This is a genomic window from Halomonas sp. G11, assembly GCF_001663515.1.
Taxonomy (GTDB): Bacteria; Pseudomonadota; Gammaproteobacteria; order Pseudomonadales; family Halomonadaceae; genus Vreelandella.
On the sequence record NZ_LYXG01000012.1, the window covers coordinates 57696 to 75472 of the forward strand.

At 58.6% G+C, this 17777-nt stretch carries 15 protein-coding genes; 7 read left to right on the forward strand and 8 right to left on the reverse strand.

The window, feature by feature from the left end:
- Positions 1 to 14: 14 nt before the first annotated feature.
- The 3 genes from ADS46_RS06355 to ADS46_RS06365 are packed head-to-tail and all read right to left on the reverse strand — an operon-like array spanning position 15 to position 2921.
- Positions 15 to 1157 carry a four-carbon acid sugar kinase family protein gene (locus tag ADS46_RS06355; RefSeq protein WP_082926007.1) on the reverse strand — a complete coding sequence of 381 codons (1143 nt, stop codon included), beginning with the start codon at positions 1155 to 1157 and terminating at the stop codon, positions 15 to 17.
- Positions 1144 to 2160: a 4-hydroxythreonine-4-phosphate dehydrogenase PdxA gene (gene pdxA, locus ADS46_RS06360; protein WP_066317783.1), complete on the reverse strand. Its 1017-nt coding sequence runs from the start codon at positions 2158 to 2160 to the stop codon at positions 1144 to 1146. Before pdxA ends, ADS46_RS06355 begins: the two co-directional genes overlap by 14 nt.
- Positions 2157 to 2921 (reverse strand): SDR family NAD(P)-dependent oxidoreductase, encoded by a 765-nt coding sequence (locus ADS46_RS06365; protein WP_066317785.1) that lies wholly within the window; start codon positions 2919 to 2921, stop codon positions 2157 to 2159. Before ADS46_RS06365 ends, pdxA begins: the two co-directional genes overlap by 4 nt.
- 178 nt (positions 2922 to 3099) lie before the next feature.
- On the opposite strand from ADS46_RS06365, the gene ADS46_RS06370 reads away from it, so the two are divergent.
- The 5 genes from ADS46_RS06370 (at position 3100) to ADS46_RS06390 (ending at position 7794) form a co-directional block, all read left to right on the forward strand.
- A complete protein-coding gene (locus ADS46_RS06370; protein WP_066317788.1) occupies positions 3100 to 4404 on the forward strand; it encodes an L-fuconate dehydratase in 1305 nt (434 codons plus the stop codon).
- A gap of 177 nt (positions 4405 to 4581) precedes the next feature.
- Positions 4582 to 5502, forward strand: coding sequence for a 3-keto-5-aminohexanoate cleavage protein (locus ADS46_RS06375; RefSeq protein ID WP_066317791.1), 921 nt, complete (start codon positions 4582 to 4584; stop codon positions 5500 to 5502).
- Complete coding sequence (locus tag ADS46_RS06380; protein ID WP_066317793.1) at positions 5499 to 6452, forward strand: L-carnitine dehydrogenase; 954 nt, start codon at positions 5499 to 5501, stop codon at positions 6450 to 6452. Before ADS46_RS06375 ends, ADS46_RS06380 begins: the two co-directional genes overlap by 4 nt.
- Positions 6452 to 6907, forward strand: coding sequence for a thioesterase family protein (locus ADS46_RS06385; RefSeq protein WP_066317796.1), 456 nt, complete (start codon positions 6452 to 6454; stop codon positions 6905 to 6907). The genes ADS46_RS06380 and ADS46_RS06385 overlap by 1 nt, the downstream gene beginning before the upstream one ends.
- A gap of 50 nt (positions 6908 to 6957) precedes the next feature.
- Positions 6958 to 7794 (forward strand): alpha/beta hydrolase, encoded by an 837-nt coding sequence (locus ADS46_RS06390; RefSeq protein WP_066317799.1) that lies wholly within the window; start codon positions 6958 to 6960, stop codon positions 7792 to 7794.
- Positions 7795 to 7806: 12 nt separating this feature from the next.
- Here the strand turns inward: ADS46_RS06390 and ADS46_RS06395 are convergent, their stop codons facing one another.
- Together ADS46_RS06395 and ADS46_RS06400 are read right to left on the reverse strand one after the other, a co-directional pair.
- Complete coding sequence (locus ADS46_RS06395) at positions 7807 to 8742, reverse strand: ABC transporter substrate-binding protein (RefSeq protein WP_066317802.1); 936 nt, start codon at positions 8740 to 8742, stop codon at positions 7807 to 7809.
- 113 nt (positions 8743 to 8855) lie between these two features.
- Positions 8856 to 9827 carry a GlxA family transcriptional regulator gene (locus ADS46_RS06400; RefSeq protein WP_066317807.1) on the reverse strand — a complete coding sequence of 324 codons (972 nt, stop codon included), beginning with the start codon at positions 9825 to 9827 and terminating at the stop codon, positions 8856 to 8858.
- 199 nt (positions 9828 to 10026) lie between these two features.
- Here ADS46_RS06400 and ADS46_RS06405 point away from each other — a divergent pair, with 199 nt between their 5' ends.
- Together ADS46_RS06405 and ADS46_RS06410 are read left to right on the forward strand one after the other, a co-directional pair.
- Positions 10027 to 11976: a diguanylate cyclase gene (locus ADS46_RS06405; protein WP_156524483.1), complete on the forward strand. Its 1950-nt coding sequence runs from the start codon at positions 10027 to 10029 to the stop codon at positions 11974 to 11976.
- A gap of 230 nt (positions 11977 to 12206) precedes the next feature.
- Positions 12207 to 12791 carry an exopolysaccharide biosynthesis protein gene (locus ADS46_RS06410; protein WP_066317814.1) on the forward strand — a complete coding sequence of 195 codons (585 nt, stop codon included), beginning with the start codon at positions 12207 to 12209 and terminating at the stop codon, positions 12789 to 12791.
- A gap of 64 nt (positions 12792 to 12855) precedes the next feature.
- On the opposite strand, the gene ADS46_RS06415 is transcribed toward ADS46_RS06410, so the two are convergent.
- The 3 genes from ADS46_RS06415 to ADS46_RS06425 are packed head-to-tail and all read right to left on the reverse strand — an operon-like array spanning position 12856 to position 17774.
- Positions 12856 to 13593: an efflux RND transporter periplasmic adaptor subunit gene (locus tag ADS46_RS06415; protein ID WP_082926008.1), complete on the reverse strand. Its 738-nt coding sequence runs from the start codon at positions 13591 to 13593 to the stop codon at positions 12856 to 12858.
- Between the two features lie 60 nt (positions 13594 to 13653).
- Positions 13654 to 15621, reverse strand: a complete 1968-nt coding sequence (locus ADS46_RS06420; protein WP_066317816.1) for a DEAD/DEAH box helicase — start codon at positions 15619 to 15621, stop codon at positions 13654 to 13656.
- Positions 15622 to 15623: 2 nt separating this feature from the next.
- On the reverse strand, positions 15624 to 17774 hold the full coding sequence (locus tag ADS46_RS06425; protein ID WP_066317819.1) for an HlyD family efflux transporter periplasmic adaptor subunit: 2151 nt from the start codon (positions 17772 to 17774) through the stop codon (positions 15624 to 15626).
- Positions 17775 to 17777 lie beyond the last annotated feature (3 nt).

The window sequence follows — 17777 nt, forward strand, 5'->3', positions numbered from 1 at the left end:
CTCTGGATTGGCGTTCAATCCAGGGATCTTAGCAAGCGCACCAGCAACGCCTCGTCGCCGAAGCCACCTGCCTTGGTCAGCAAGGGCCACTTCCGGTTGCCCTGCGGATAGCCCAGTACCATGCCTGCTTCCCACTCGCCCGCCACCTCGATATAGCAAGCATCCAGCCTTTTCATCAGCGCACTGGCACAATCACCACCGGTCACCAGGTAGAGGCGCTGCCTGGCCGCCAGCATGCCCACGGCAAGTGCATCGGCAAGCGTTGCCGCCACCTCGTTGGCATCCCGCGGCGGCGCTTCTGGATAAGGTGTCAGCAACAGGCAAGGTGACTCGACCGTCACGTCAGCGATATCCGTCACCACCGGTAAATCAGGGGTGTATCGACGCAGCGCGGCCACCTGCTGCGCGGCTCGCTCGCTGCGTGACCCAACGGCCATCCAGAGTCCGGTAAAAGGCATATGGTCAAGCGACACCGCCTCACCGAACATGACTTGAGCCAGGGCGCGACTCAACCCCGCAGCCCCTACCGCCAGCCACTTACCCGGCTCGTCGCCGACCTCACCGGCCAGGGCCTCAAGGTCGGCATCTGTTTCGGCATCGGCCACGCTGTCCGCCATCGGCAATCGTTGCCCTGGAACATGGCGCGCCAGGGGTAATCCGGCGGCGGCGAACAGGGCATCCAGCTCACCACTTGGCGGTAGGGAACGTGCGTCGCGGGCAAAGTCGGTTGCTTCGAGGGGTTGGCCGTACACGAGGATTCGGGCATCACAGGTCGTGCGGCCCTGAGAAGGAACGGCTGGGGCGAGCAACAGCCGTCGACAACAAGCCCGGTGCATCGCCAGGCTCTCAGCCACTACCTGGCCGCGCAGTGTCGAGTCAATTTTTTTGAACCACACAGCGGGAGCCAGACGAGCGAGTATCCGGGTCGCCTGGGTCACGCGCTCTGCCGACGCCGATGCCGTCAAGTGGCGTGATTCGGTCGTCACCGCGATCACGTCAGAGAGCGCCCCTTGCCACGCGTCCAGGGAAGCTTCCAGCCCCTCCAGCGCGATGACCACGCGCGTCGTCGCGCCGCGTTGGGCGAAAGGCGCCGCGGCGTCCAGCGCACCGGTCAGGTCGTCGGCGACAATGGCGACGCGGCACTCACTCACGCCCATTGGGGTTAGCTCTCATTCCAGCCACCAATCGATGCGCGTACGCAATCGCCGCTCCCATGTTGGTCGCATCCGCCCTGCCCTGCCAGGCAATGTCAAAGGCGGTACCATGATCCACAGACGTGCGCCGTATCGGCAAACCAAGACTGACGTTCACCGTGGTGTCGAAGGCAATCAGCTTGACCGGGATATGCCCCTGGTCGTGATACTGGGCAACCACCAGGTCGAACTCGCCCTTTGAGGCGCGATAAAAGACGGTATCGGCGGAGATCGGGCCCCTGACTTCAAATCCACGCGCCTTGAGGGTCTCGACAGCCGGTGCAATACAGCGGGTATCTTCGTCGCCGAAAATACCGCCCTCACCGCAGTGCGGATTAAGTCCGGCCACCGCGATGCGCGGATTGGCCATTCCCAGCGACCTGAGATGCTCGTCACCGGCCTCGACGGTGGCAATGATCCGTTCAGGCGTTACCCGATCAATGGCCTCACGTAACGATACATGGGTCGACACATGCAGGGTCGACAAGTGCTCGGAGGCCAGCAGCATGAACGATGAGGGCGCACCGGTTAGCGCCGCCAGCATGCCGGTGTGGCCATCGTAATAATGACCGGCCGCATGCAGTGCTGCCTTGTTCAACGGCGCCGTGACAATCACCCCGGCCTGACCGCTCTGCACCAGCTCCACGGCCCTGGCGATGCAGCGAAAGGCCATGTCACCGGCACCGGCACTGATCTCGCCGTCGGGAATGTCGGCATCGGCGGGCGCCTCCACCACCGCGACTGCCACACGATCTATATCGGCGTCGACCATATCCAAAGGCGCGAAATCCAGGTCGCTGCCGATGGTTTGCGCGGCACGTCGAAAGATCGCCGGATCGCCGACCAACAGCGTGCCCGTCCGCGCCGATGGCGACATGTCAGCGACGGCCCGGCAGATGATCTCGGGGCCGATACCCGCCGGGTCCCCCATGGTAATGGCGATGTCGTACTGCCTATTGCGACTCATGGCATCAACTGCCCGCCGTTGACTTCAATAATCTGCCCGGTGATGTAGCCGCTGAGGGCGTCCGTCGCCAGGAACAGATAGGCGCCAACACAATCCTCGGCGCTGCCGAGACGCCCCTGAGGGATCGTAGCCCGCGCGGCTTCCATCTGGGCATCGTTGGAGTGGCGCGCGTGGAAATCCGTAGTAATCACGCCAGGAGCCACGGCATTGACACGAATATTGTCGCTGGCGAGTTCCTTGGCCATGTTGCGGGTCAAGGTAGTGACGAAGCCCTTGGCCGAGGCGTAGAGACCCGCGCCAGTGCCACCGCCATTGCGCGCAGCAATCGAGCCGGTATGAATGATATTGCCAGCCCCCGCCTGGCGCAGATGAGGCAGCGCCGCCCGACTGGCCATGACAACCGAGCGGGCGTTGAGGTCCATGACGCGGTCGTAATAGTCATCATCCATCTCGTCCAGGCTGACGCGTCCCTGCATATCGCCAGCATTGTTGATCAACAGGTCGAGCCCACCCAGTTGCTCCGCCGCCTGATCGACGATCGCGGTGGCTTCTTTCGTGCGGCTGATATCACCTTGAATCAGAAAGGCCTCACCGCCCGCCTGGCGGATATCGTCGCAGACCGCCTGGGCCGGTCCTTCACTGCGGTGGTAATGCACCGCCACGCGCGCCCCCAGTCCACCGAGCCGCCTGGCAACTGCCGCGCCGATCCCCCGACTCGAACCGGTCACCAGTATTCGTTTGCCTTTCATTTCATCGAACATGCTGCACTCCTGATTGGTTATCGTGTGGCAATCGCCATTAGGTTGCGTTAGGGTTTATGGCATACCTTTCATACATCATGACATTGCTTGCATCATAGGTGAAAGTTGGCCAGATGCCAGTTCACCTTCTTAGCCATTCGCATTACCCACCAACGCCAACGACCATGAGGACGCCACCATGACCACCATTTCTCGCGTTGAGGTCCAGGACATACGCTTTCCGACTTCCCGTTCGCTGGACGGCTCAGACGCCATGAACGCCGCACCTGATTACTCGGCCACCTATGTGATCCTGCACACCGATGACGAAAGCGGCCCCCAGGGCCATGGCCTGACCTTTACCATCGGCCGCGGCAACGAGATCGTGGTCACCGCCGTTCGCTCACTCACTCCGCTCCTCGAGGGCCGCTCGCTGAAGACGATCACCGCCAACATGGGTGCTTTCTGGCGTGAGATCACCGGCGACAGCCAACTGCGCTGGATCGGCCCCGACAAGGGCGCGATCCATCTGGCCACCGCCGCCATGGTCAACGCCGTCTGGGACCTGTGGGCCAAGCGCGAAGGCAAGCCGGTGTGGAAGCTGCTCGCCGACATGAGCCCTGAAGAGCTGGTACGCTGCCTCGACTTCCGCTTCGTCACCGATGCCTTGACGCCGGAAGAAGCCATCGCCCTGCTGCGCAAGCAGGCCCCCGGCAAGGCCGAGCGGGAAGCCGAAATGCGTCGTGACGGCTTTCCCGGCTACACCACTTCGGCAGGCTGGCTCGGCTACACCGACGACAAGGTCCGCCAACTGGCTCGCGAGGCCCTGGCCGAGGGCTGGACGCACTTCAAGCAGAAGATCGGCGGCGATCTCGACGAAGATGCCCGACGCGCCGCCTTGTTGCGCGAGGAAATCGGCTGGGACAACGTGCTGATGATGGATGCCAACCAGGTCTGGGAAGTCGATGAGACAGTGGCCAAGATGCGCCGCCTGGCGGAGTTCGACCCGCTGTGGATCGAAGAGCCCACCAGCCCGGATGACATCCTCGGCCATGCCGAGATACGCCACCGTGTCGCGCCGATCGGCGTGGCCACCGGTGAGCATTGTCATAACAAGGTGATGTTCAAGCAGTTCCTGCAGGCCGACGCCATCGACTATTGCCAGATCGATGCTGCGCGACTGGGCGGGCTCAACGAGGTCATCCTGGTGGTGCTGATGGCCGCCAAGTTCGGCGTGCCGATCTGCCCACACGCTGGCGGCGTTGGGCTTTGCGAATACGTCCAGCACATCTCGATGTTCGACTACATCGCTGTGTCGGGTAGCCTAGAGGGCCGGGTACTTGAGTACGTCGACCATCTGCACGAGCACTTCGTCGACCCGGTCGTCGTTCGCCAAGGCCGTTACCAGGTGCCGACTGCCGCCGGTTATAGCATCACCATGCATGCCGACTCGCTGGCCAGGCACCGTTTCCCGGATGGCGCTGCCTGGCAGGAAGAAAGCTGAATAGTGCGGGGCCGTTTTTGTCGATCAACCTAACGCCTAGGCATTCACAAGGCGGGCGACAAAACGCGCCAAGCGTTTTAGGCAGGTTATGTATAGTGAATGACGCTTCAGGACAACTCTTTTTTATCCACCGCGACACACTAGTCAGCGAATAAACCGCTGATTAGAGAGCGCGCCATGAATCGCAATGTCATCCTCACCTGCGCCGTTACCGGCGCGGGTGATACCACGACTAAAAACCCCAATGTACCCATTACGCCCAAGGCCATCGCGGCGTCCTGCATCGAGGCTGCCCGCGCCGGGGCCAGCATCGCGCATATCCACGTGCGCGACCCTGAAACCGGTGGCATCAGCCATTCCACCGAGCAATTCCGTGAGGTGATGGAGCGTGTGCGAGAGGCGGATGTCGATATCGTCATGAACATCACCGCCGGTGGCGGCGGCGACTGGATACCAGATGTAAGCGATCCCACCCGCGGCGGCCCAGGCACCGATATACAGACGCCCGCTGAACGTCATGCACCGGTGGGTGAGCTGCTCCCCGAGCTGTGCACCCTGGACTGCGGCAGCCTCAACTTTGCCGACATGGTCTACGTGAACCCCGCCGACTGGCTGCGCGAACATGCTCGTTTGGTGCAAGCCGCCGGTGTCAAACCAGAGCTTGAGTGCTTTGACCTGGGCCATGTCTGGTTTGCCCGTCAGCTTCAGCAAGAGGGGTTGATCGACGGTGACCCTCTCTATCAACTCTGCCTGGGCATCCCCTGGGGCGCCGAAGCCGACACCGAAACCATGCTGGCCATGCGCAACAAGCTGCCGGATAACGCCAACTGGGCCGCCTTCGGTATTGGTCGCCATCAGATGCCCATGGTCGCTCAGGCGGTGCTGCTGGGTGGCCACGCCCGGGTTGGGTTGGAAGACAATCTGTTTCTGGAGAAAGGCGTGCTGGCTAACAACGGCCAACTGGTCGAGAAAGCCTCGACCATTATTGAGAACCTGGGCGCCCGGGTGATGACGCCTGCAGAAACCCGCGCGCATCTCAAACTACGCGACCCGATGACCGGAAATGTCATGGGCACCCCATCAGGAGGTGATGCATGAGCCGTTTAGCCGCGATTGGCACCGGCGTGATTGGCAACGGCTGGATTGCCCGTGCCCTCGCCCAGGGCTGGGACGTCGTCGCTTTCGATCCAGACCCCAAAGCACCGGAACGTACCCGTTCATTTATCGACAACGCCTGGCCGTCGTTAACCCAGCTCGGCCTGGCACCAGATGCCAACCCTGAGCGGCTGACGTTTGTGGCAACGATTGAGGAGGCCATAAGCGGTGCTGATCTGATTCAGGAGAACGTGCCCGAACGTCTACCGCTCAAGCAAGAAATTCTAGCGGCCATTGACGCTGCGGCCGCACCGGACACCATCATCGGCTCGTCCACCTCCGGCTTCAAGCCCACCGATCTGCAGCAGCAGTGCCAACAGGCACCCGGTCGCGTGATCGTCGCCCACCCCTTCAACCCGGTATATTTACTGCCGCTGGTGGAGCTTGTTGGCGGTGAGGCCACCCAGCCCGAGCAGATGGCCGCCGCCCAGGAACGTTATCAGTCGCTCGCCATGCGTCCGCTGGTGGTTCGCCGAGAAATAGAAGGCCATATCGCCGACCGCTTGATGGAATCGCTGTGGCGGGAAGCCTTGCACCTGGTCAACGATGGCGTGGCGACCACCGAAGAAATCGATGCGGCCGTGGTTTACGGCTGTGGGCTTCGTTGGCCGTTGATGGGCACCTTTTTAACCTTTCATCTTGCGGGCGGTGAATCAGGCATGCGCCATATGCTGGAACAGTTCGGCCCGGCGTTAAAACTACCCTGGACCAAACTGGAAGCCCCGGAACTTACCGACGAATTGATTGATAAAGTGGTAGAAGGCTGTGAACATCAGGCCGCGGGGCGCTCGGTGGCGACACTGGACAAGCGTCGCGATGACTTTCTGGTCGAGCTGCTTGAGGTCGTCCACAAGTACTGGCCGGAAGCCGAGGGCTTAAAAGGACGCATTTAATGATCATCCATGAAACCCAAGTCGCCCCTGAGTGGGTCGACTACAATGGGCATATGAACGACGCGGCATACGCCCGCGTCTTCTCCCAGGCCTGTGAAGCGCTGATCGACCAGATAGGGCTCGACGAAGCGGGCCGGGCGCACTACGGCTATACGATCTACACGCTGGAAACCCACCTGTGCTATCGCCGCGAGGCACACCAGGACCAACCGTTAAGCGTCGACCTGACGCTACTGGATAGCGATGCTAAACGCCTGCATGTGTTTTTCGCCATGTTCGATGATGAAGACAACGTGCTGGCGAGCAGCGAACAGATGCTGATGGGCATGGAACAGGGATCAGGCCGCCCCAGCGCGTTTCCTGAGCCGGTAGCAAGCTCCGTGGCGAAGCTTCCTCAAGCCAACAAAGACCTGTGGCCGGAGCTTGCAGGACGCACTATCGGCATACGGCGCTAGGTTATACAAAACAGGTTGTCCAGGACAGGTGATGCGAAAAGGCAAACGCGATGCACATTGATGCCTTTATTCAACGCTTCAGTGCACAACTGGCGGAAATGGAAAAAATGCCATTACCCCAGGCGCGGCGCGCCTATGACATTCTTTGCCGAACATTCGCCCCTTCTGATCCGACCGGTATGCAGATTAAAAACGGCACTATGGATGGCGTCGATGTACGCCATTTTATCCCCGAGCAACGCCTAACGGGATGTGTGCTGTTTATACACGGTGGCGGCTTTACCATCGGCTCGACCGAAAGCCACCATGGCCCCGCCGCCAGCCTGGCCCATGCGCTGGGTCGTGAAGTGGTAAGCGTCAACTACCGGCTTGCGCCCGAGGTCGCTTACCCCGATATGCTGGCAGACTGTCAAACGGTGCTGGAAGCGATACAGCCCATTGCGCTGGTAGGTGACAGCGCAGGCGGGCGGCTGGCGATCGATCTTGCCCACCCTTTGATCGAGGCACCGCCGCTTGGGTTGATCTATCCAACGGTTGGCGAGCTATCACCTGGGTGTCTCGGGGAGGATGCCCCACTACTCTCACGCGACGATATACTGGGCGTTCGCCAACGCTGCCCAGAGATCAGCGCCGCCAAGCGCGATCTTGCGCCACCTGCGACGGGCATCGAAATACTGACGGTGGAGCGCGACCCGCTGACTCGGCCCATCGAAACCGCAGTCGGTAACTGGCAGGAAGCGGGCGCCTCAGTGGGCTATCGTTGCGCACCGCAGATGGTGCACGGTGTGCTACACGCTCATGCGCTGCTGCCTTCAATGAAAAGCGCCTGGCAGGATTTCTGCCAGGCGCTTTGCAGACGCCTTGTCGATCAAGCCAACAGGCCCTAAGCGAGCTAGAGTTTATTGATAGACTGCTCGCACCTGCTCAATAGCGGATTCACCATCGCGGGTCTCAACGCCTTCCAGCCACTCGGCTACAGTATCCAGGTTGTTGCCGATCCACTCATGCGCGACCTCATCCGCCGGGCGCTCTTCGTAGCTGTACTCATGCACCCACTCGTTCTGGTCTTCGATATCGATCACGTACTGCGAGAGGAAACGGTGGGCCTCCGGTGCTTCGTCCGCCAGGCTGGCAGGCGTAATCGTCCATACGGTGCTTTCAATAGCGGCCACCCCCGCGTCGTCGCTATCGGCCAAGTAGGCCAAATCGAAGCTCACGTTCATCCAGTGAGGCTCCCAGCCAACAAAGGTCACCCACTCTTCATCGGCCATTTTTTGCTCAGCCTGGGCAAGCATGGCCGAAGTCGAGCTTTCGCGGAGCTGCCAATCGCCCAACCCGGCAAGGTCGTTATCAATGGCGTTGAGAATCGCCTCGTTGATACCAGTTCCGGCTTCAATGCCCTGGATTTCACCGTCGAACCGGTCGTGATGCTCTGCCAGCTCAGCGACCGTCGTCACGCCAGCGTCGTAAACGTACTGGGGAACTACCAGCCCGGAATTGGCACCGCTGATGTTCGAAACCACTTTCTCTACTTTGCCGTCCGCCACCAACGGCTCGACCATATCGGTCTGCACGGGGTACCAGCCGCCTAAATAGACCTCAAGATCGTTATTCGACAAGCCTTCAAGAATGACACTCACGGCTAGATCCTGCTGCCGCGTCTGGTAACCCATGGTTTCGAGCAGCTGGGCCGCCACTTCGGATTTCACGGTGACACCTGGCCACGGCGGTACCCCAAAGCGCAGCTCGTCGAGCTCTGCCATAGCAGGTGTAGCGGTCAACGCAGTAAGTAAAAAACCCGCTTTTAACGACATCGATTTGATAGTGGTCGGCATCTGGCTAAACCCTCTTGTTGATTAGGTTCTGCCAGTATGCGCGGCTTCCATCCCACTACTAATCGCCAAGCGACAATTATTACTCATTAGGCGACCAACAGGATACAAATGGCTTATTCCGCTGATGTATAGCGTATCTGCCGTGGCGAGACGCCGTAATAGGCGCGAAACGCTCGCGCAAAACTCGACGACGAACTAAACCCGCAGGCCACGGCTACTGCCAAGATCGCCAGATCGGTCTCGGCAAGCAGGCGCCGGGCGCGTTTAATGCGCAGCTGCAGGTACCATTGACGCGGGGTGGCATTCAATTCCTGTTCAAACAGCCGCTGTAGCTGCCGCACCGACACCTCTACCCTGCTCGCCACTTCTTCAAGGGTGAGCGGCTCTTCAAGGTTCTGCTCCATGAGCGCCACCGCCTCGACCACGCGCCGGTTGTGGGTACCCAGGCGTTTTACCAGGGCCATGCGCTGCTGGTCGCTGCGGGTGCGGATACGATCATGGATGAGCTGCTCGGAAACATCGATGGCCAACTTCGCGCCATGGCGCCGCGCAATCACCTCCAACGCCATATCCATCGCGGCGGCTCCTCCAGCGCAGGAAAAACGCCGCTCGCCCAACTCATAAAGTTCATCGGTCGTATCGATACCCGGAAAGCGTTCGCGAAAAGCAGGCAGGCTTTCCCAGTGCAGCGCCACCCGTTCACGTTTTAACAGCCCGGTGGCGGCGAGCAGAAACGCGCCGGTATCAATGCCGCCCAAACAGCAGCCCGCCTGGTCCAACTGGTGAAGCCACGCCATTAACGGCCGAGTGAGATGCGCCTCAGGGGTAAAGCCACTGCATACTGCCAAGGATGGCAAGTGATGCACCTCTCGGGTGGCTTGATCTGCCATGAGCGTCATGCCGTTGGACGCCGTTACCGGCCCGCCATCGGCACTAATCAAGGTCCAATCAAACAACGGGCGGCTGGCAATGCGATTGGCGATACGCAGCGGCTCAACGGCCGCAAAAAAAGCCATCATGGAAAACTGCGGCAACAATAAAAAGCCGACCATTTCTGGTGACGGGCCATGGTAACTAAGACGCATAAAAGTGCTCACTTTCAGTACATTTAAACGCTGGAGAGAAAAAGCAGCTTATCAGCCATTTGAAGCGTCTTCGCAGCAATTAGCAAACTATCGAATACCCCCGGCATGCTGGCTTTCGCGCATATCCGATCATCGGCTATTGGCGTATACTTTATGTACTAAAGACAATAGCTCTTTAAAATAATCACAGGAATCTCAATTGACTCAACAGCGCCTGTACGTGCGCCTCTTGATGGCCGTAACCTTACCGTTGATTCTGGTCACCGCTACGCTATGGCCGGTACTTCATGTGCACCTGGAAACCCGCCAGGAAAGCATCCGTGCAGAAACTCGCGCCATCATGCAGGTGGGCAAAGATACCCTGTTACGCGATATCAAGGAGACGCTCAGTTACGCGCTCGCGGTGGCCGAAATGCCGCTCATCAAGTCTCACATGACAGGCGAGAATGGCGCAGGCGTCGACAGCTCAATGTCGGCACAGTTGACCGGTTTTTTAGCCACGCTGATCGAACACTACCCACGCTACACCAAGCTTATACTGATCGATAATCAGGGCAACGAAGTCCTGCGTGCCCCGGTCGGGATTACCTCCGACCCTCGCTTTGATGACCATAGCCATGCCAGTACCGATTATTTCAAAGCCGCCAGCAAGCTATCTGCCCGTGATCTTTACATCTCCCCACCCGGCCGCAATCTCCAATACGAGCTATTCAGTGGCGAAGTGGTCCCGGTCGTCAATGTCGCCACCCCGATTTTTGATCAAGGCGAACGCCAGGGGATGGTCCTGTTGAGCCTTAACTGGCAGCATCTGACAGAAGCCGTCCAACAGGCCATGTTCATAGACCCGGACGCAGGCGTTCTATTGGCGGATGCCCAGGGCGGTTGGCTTCTCACGGAGGGCAGTCAACGGCTGCCGATGATCAGGTTTGGTGACAATTACGCCCGACTGGCTGCCGAACCATGGCAACCCGTGACCGAGCAAGATGAAGGGGCGTTCACCCTTGGCAACCATTTATTACGTTTCCAACGTTTGGATATACGCAGTGAAGCCTACGAGGGGCTAACAGGACGCATCTTCAGCCAGGACGACACGCTCCCCTGGGTATTAGGGGTTAGCCTACCCACCCCCACCTGGAAGTCGCTGCTACAAGATGAAGCCATCGTTGTCTGGTTCTTATTGCTCACCTACTCCACGGCGGTGGCGCTGGGCATCTATTGGTCAATTAGCCGCCACCAACAACGCAAGCTGCGTCGAGAGGCACAGCAGCAAGCCACCGAAGTCAGCAACCTGTATGAAAACGCTCCCTGTGGTTACCATTCACTGAACGCCGATGGCGTAATCCTTAAAATGAACCAGACCGAACTTGACTGGCTAGGTTTAACCCGCGACGTTGTCGGAAAACGCTGCTATCGGGATTTTATTTCACCGGATTCACTGCCCGATTTTGATGCCGCCTTTCAGGACGTACAAGCAGGCCGACAGGGCGAGGCAGAATGCACGCTGATAGCCAACGATGGCCACGAGCGCCAAGTGGTCATTCAGGGTGTCGGATATCTGGAAAACGATCGTTTTAAGTACTCGAACGCCACCGTCTTTGACATTACCGAGCGCAAGCAACTGGAAGAAAAGCTGCGCGCCCAGGCCATGACCGATCCTTTAACCAACGTCTACAATCGGCGCTATTTGCAAGCGCAGGCCAGCGTCGAGATGTCACGTGCCTCAAGGCACCAAACGCCTATCTCTCTCATCGCTATCGATATTGATCATTTCAAGCGCATCAACGATGAATATGGTCACGACGTCGGCGATGAGGTACTTAAATGCTTTACCGACTTGATTAAAGGATTGCTACGCCAGGAGGATCTGTTGTGCCGTGTCGGCGGCGAAGAGTTCGCCATCCTGCTGCCCGACACCCCACCGGAGAAAGCACGGCAAGTGGCAGAACGCATTCGAGTCGCCGTGGAACAGACCCAAGTGCCCATTGAACATGATGGCGTACCGATGACCATTGCCATCACCGCCTCCTTCGGCGTGACGCACATCGCCGACGGCGAAAAGACCTTAAAAGCCGCTATCAAGCGTGCCGACAACGGTCTCTACGAAGCTAAATCCGCGGGCCGGAATCGTATTGTCCTTCAAGAGACGTAACGACTGTAGCTTGAAGGATTCGCCCTCCTGTCCGCGATCAATTCTTCCCCATGACGTTTTGCCCATGCTAGCGAAAGCTTAATGGCTTTCTCGATAGATCAACTTGCATGCGGGACGAGGGAATTCTTCGGTCAGTGAAGCGGTCCCAGCGTCTTGTACACTTTGTCTTACACACTTTTAGTCACCAGAAGCAGCGCATCAAGCGCTGGACTTCCACATGGAAACCTTCGATGAGCCAGCCGCTGCAGAGCCTTGAACAACTGCTCGACCGAGTTAGTCAATTGACCCACGACAACGATCAGGTCTCAGTCGGGATGGTCGTCGAGTCGACTGGCAGTCGTTCTTTTGGTCCGCTGCTGATGCTGATCGGTATTACGCTGTTTTCACCGCTAAGCGGTTTACCCGGCATGTCCGTCTTCATGGGGTCGTTCGTCTTGCTGATCGCCGTACAGATGCTCATCGGTCGAAAACAGTTCTGGTTGCCCCGCTATATCCTCAACCGCTCCATCGAGCGCCGCAAGCTTCAAAAGGCACTCCAATGGCTCAACAAGCCGGCACGAGGTATAGATCGCGTTCTCAAACCGAGGTTAACATTTCTCGTTCGCAACGGTGCTAGCTATGGAATTGCCTCGCTATGCATCATCGTCGGATTTTGCATGCCCTTCATGGAGCTGGTGCCATTTTCATCGTCAGCGGCTGGTCTGGCGTTATTAGCGCTAGGCCTGGCACTCGTCGTGCATGACGGCTTGTTGGTGCTGCTGGCACTGGGGTCATTCAGCGCGACCTTCATCCTTATCGTTGCCAGCCTTCTGTGACGGCTCTTCGTCATGAGCGTAGCGTCGTCGTATATTCAAAATCGCCATTGTAGGCTGGAATGATTCAGGTGTTATCAGCGAGGCGGCAGTTGATGCCCGCTGGGTATCTTCCATCGGGATTATCCAGGCGGAGACGAATACCAAAGGTTCTGCTGGAGGGGTCGATAACACTGTCAATACGTTCTATCTCGGCACTGACCGTTTTTTCGACGGGCGCCGTCAAGTAAATATCGAGGGTGTCACCGATCGAATATTGATCAAAGGCTTCGAGCGGCATGACCAAGTCGATACGTAGTGGATCGAGTTGAACAAGCTCGAGAATAGGCGTGTTGTCGATGAATTCACCTTCTTCGCTTTCCACACTGGCAATCACGCCATCGAAGGGCGCTTCTCCCACCATTTCATTGAGTCGTGCCTGGGCCTGATTGGCTTGCAGGCGAGCAAGAGAAAGTTCCGTGCTAATCTGATCCTGCTCGCTTTCACTGAGTATGCCTTGATCAATCAGCCGCTGGTTGCGTTGCAGCGTACGTAACGCATATTGCGCACGTGCGTTTTCGAGCTCAAGACTGGCTTCTTCCACATCGCGCTTTAGCGTGTAGAGTGTATCGCCTTCCTCAACCCTATCGCCGCTGTCAATCCGGATTTCATCAATCATGCCTGGGACTTCACTCGACATGGTGGAACTCCGTCCAGGATCGACCAGACAACTGGTCGCTTCAATCTGGCGGCTATCTTGCGCCAAACCAAGGCTTGGCAAGCCAACAAGAGTCAGAATAAGCATATGGTTTGCACGATGAAACATGGCTAATGCCCTTTTGACGATGGTGAGTTGACCGCTGTCGTAAATTGATCCTGTCCGCCCCTATTCACTTCGCCCACTGAAACCGAGCTGATCCGCTTCACGCCAATCGGCTTCGAGCAGTCGCGCGCGTTCGCGAGCATGCCGTCTTTCGCGTTGGTTTTGGGCAAGTTTCAGTCGTTTGTGCAGAGGTCCTAAATGACGCTGCCAACCCTGAATCTCATTGAGTAATGTGCTCTGATCAAACAGAACCCATTCCACACTGCCTGGGTCACCCTGGCGGGCACAACGACCGGCTATCTGCCGGTCGATGCGCGAAGCGTCATGCAGTCCGGCAATGATGATGTGTAGACCACCTGCCTCGCGGGCGGCAGGTTCCAAGGCGATATCAGTGCCACGGCCAGCCATGCTGGTCGCAACGGTAATGGCCTCGCATTGGCCAGCAGCAGCGATTACATCAGCTTCTTCCTCATTCTGCCTAGCATTGAGCACAGAGTGATCAAGTCCAAGCTGAGCAAGCACAGACGATAACACTTCAGAGTCTGCCAAGCTGACGGTAGCGATCAATACCGGGCGACCACTGGCTGTCAACTCACGCGCCCGTCGAGCGACATAATGCCAGCGATGACCATCGTCGGCTTTAAAGGTAGTCACACCCAGATCGACACGCTGCGAAGGCTTGTGAGGGGGAATACTCACCACACGCAGGCGGTAGGTTCGCCAAAGTTCGCTACGTACTTCGTGGGCGGTGCCGGTCATCCCTGCCAGATGCTGATAACGCCGAAAGAAGCGTTGATAGGTGAGCCGCGCCAGGGTTCGGTTGGGGTCGCTGGGCTCGCATCCTTCAAGACGCTCGATCATCTGCTGTAGGCCCCGCTCCCATCGGCGGTCAGCCAAAACGCGGCCGCTATGTTCATCAATAATCTGCACCTGACCGTCGCGCACCAGGTAGTGACGGTCGCGCTGGATTTGGTGGCGCGCCACCAAGGCTTGGTGGAGCAACCATTCGCGTCGCGCCCGGCCCAGCCAGCCATTCTGTATTCCCTGTTCTTCAAGACGCTGTTCAGCCTGCTCGGCGAGGGCCTTTTTGCCTTTTTCGGTCAAATGGAGCTGGTTTTTCTCCCTAACGAAGTGTTCATCTTCCTGAAATTTTCCTGCCAGTTCCAGCACCTCGTCAATCAAAGCGATATCGACTGGATCCGTGGTGTCCTGGCCAGAAAGCACTAACGGGGTTCGAGCTTCATCAAGCATGACACTGTCTGCCTCATCGACAATGGCAAAATGAAGTCCTTTTAGTAACAGCCGCTGGTCATCCAGTGCGCCCTTGAGTCTTGCTGCGTGAGCGAGTAGTGGGGTGCGATCCTGCTTAAGCTCTCGGCCATCGCGCAGGTAATCGAATACCAGTTCCTTGTTAGTGCAGTATGTAATATCAGCGCTATAGGCTGATCGCCGATGCATCGGCTCCATTTCGTGTACGATTGCCCCGACTCTCAGCCCCAGTCGGTCATAGACAGGTCCCATGCTCTCGGCATCACGGCTAGCCAGATAATCGTTGACGGTGATGATGTGAACCGGCACCCCTGCGAGTGCTGCAGTGGCAGCGGGTAACGTAGCGGTTAGCGTCTTGCCTTCACCGGTTGGCATTTCGGCGATGCATCCTTCCAACAGCGCCAGTCCGCCTATCAATTGTACATCGTGGTGCGCCATGCCCAACTCCCGCCAGGCAACTTCCCGAACCGTGGCAAATGTCTCGCGGATAAGACGGGTGGTCAGCCCGTGGGCCAGCAGTCGTCGACGCAGCGAGAGGATATGGTCGTTCAGGGACAGCTCATCGAGCGTTGCCAACCGTTCGCCATGGCGGTGTATCGTCGGCAGTGCGGCACGCAGCCTCCAGCGTTGACAGCGATCAGGCAGATGCAATGGGGCACGGACCCAGCGCCATAACCGCTCCAGTGGTGTCGGCGGTTCAACATGGCGTTCGGGGCGGTCGAGGACATCGACTGGCTTGCGAGGAAGCGAGGAAACAGCCATGACTATCTGTCGAACAACGAAAGGAAATTACGTCGGATAGCCCGCCACCAGCGATAGCCGATAGGCTCCGGCGGATGCTCGATACGCACATGCACACGACCATCCAGCAACAGTGGCAGGCTGCTCTCGATCAAACCTTTGGCATCGAAATCGGCCAGGTAATGTCGGCGAAAGGCGGTCAACGGCTCCTCGGCTTCCGGATCGAGCGCGATATCGCCTCCTCCCTGCTGAGTCAGGGTTGCACTGGGAATATCGTGAGTCGCTCGAGGTGAAATCCATTCCACAGATGAGTCGACACTGGTGTCGTGGCCCGGGAGGCGCAGACTGACGTCCCGTACCTTCCGGCTGACTTCGTCACGTCGATAAGCCGGTAGCATGGCGCGTATACGTAGATCGTCATTGCGTACAACGACCGCAACGGGTTCCCCACGCTGCAAATGCTGCCCCAGTGGTGGCCGACCTTCCGGCATCATCAGCCACCCATCGCGGGGACTGGTCACCAAGGTCGCGGCAGCACGCAGACGCGCATCAGCCAGGCGCTGCTCCACCAGTTCGAGATTTTCGCGTTCCATGGCGATATCCTGCGCTTCGCGAACACTGGCTTGCAAGCGCAGTTCGGCTTCGCGGCGATGTGCTTCAAGACGGCTGACTTCAGCCAACAGTTCCGGGGCATTGAGTCGCATGAGCACTTCTCCCTGGGAGACCTTTTCGCCATCCTCGACGAGGATCTCACTGAGTTCTCCTGCTGCACCGAGACGCACGTGGGTCGGTTCACCGCTGTCGACGATGCCCTGCACCACAGTGGCATAGGGCACGGGTACCACGAACAGCAGCACACCGAGCGTGCCAAGCACACCCAGCAGCCAGGTCCAGGCACGATGGCGTGAGCCTTCCAGACGGGATTCGACGGTCATGGTCTTGAGCAGTTTCAGAGTGGGCATGATAAGTGTCATGAAGATGGACCAGCACGCCAGCAATACACCGACGAACAGATATTGGGTGGCAACGAAGGTCGCAATGGCCACCATCAGCACCAGCCGATATGCAAACGATACGACCGAGTAGCTCACCAGCCAGAGGGCTTCGCGCCGCGAACCAGCTTGGCCCGTGACGTCGCGACGCTTGAGCAGATATCGCTTGATTGCATAGCCAAGTTGCTGATTGGCGCGTGAGCCAAGGTTGGGAATCTCCAGCCAGTCAGCCAGCACGTAATAGGCATCAAAACGCAGCAATGGGTTGCCGTTGAACAGCAGCGTCGAGACCCCGGCCAGTAGCATTACATTGAACATCAGCGAACGTAGAACGCCCGGTTCGGCCATTGCCCATACCAGCATCGCCAGCGCCGCCAGGAAGAGTTCGATCAGGATACCGGCGGCACCGACCAACATCCGACGGCTCTTGTCCGGGCAGGCCGCAGCGGCACTGGCGTCGACATAGGGAACGGGAAAGAATACCAGCAGCATGATCCCGATTTCATGGACTTCGCCGCCGGCGTCCTTGGTTGTCCAGGCGTGGCCGAGTTCGTGCAACGATTTGATCAACGGATAGACCAGCGCCATCAGCAACAGGTTGTCGATACCCAGCACCCTGTCTGCCAGATTGTGGGTCAATCCTTGCCAATGCATGCCTGCCACGACCAGCGCCAACCCCACCGTCGCCAACCAGATAGCCGCCCCCAGGGCACCGATGAACGGTCTGACCAGCGGATACGTCGCCGCCACGAAACGTTCGGGGTCAAACAGCGGAATGCGAATACCCAACGGCGAGCGGATCAATTGCTGCCATTTGCTGCGCTGGTGTTTCCGCTGGCGACGTGACAGTTCATCGATGTCGATATCGCCATGGCCGGCCAGCACATTGGCGTTGTGGAGTCGCCCGATCAGGCCGATCAGTTCCTGCTGGGTGGGCATGGCATCGCCCAAGGTGCGGCTGACCTGCTCCCATACCTCACCCAGCGTCCGTCGACCGTCCAGTCGCCCGATGATCTGATAGGCCTCGGGGGTGAAGCGATGTACCTGACCGGTGAGCGTATCGTGCAACACGTACCAGGGCTCGCCACGATATTCATGGCGATGCAGGCTGGCATGGCGTCGCAGCCGCAACCGCAGGTCGGCCACCCGATGCCAGTGCTGGCTATACAGAGCGCCAGCCATGGT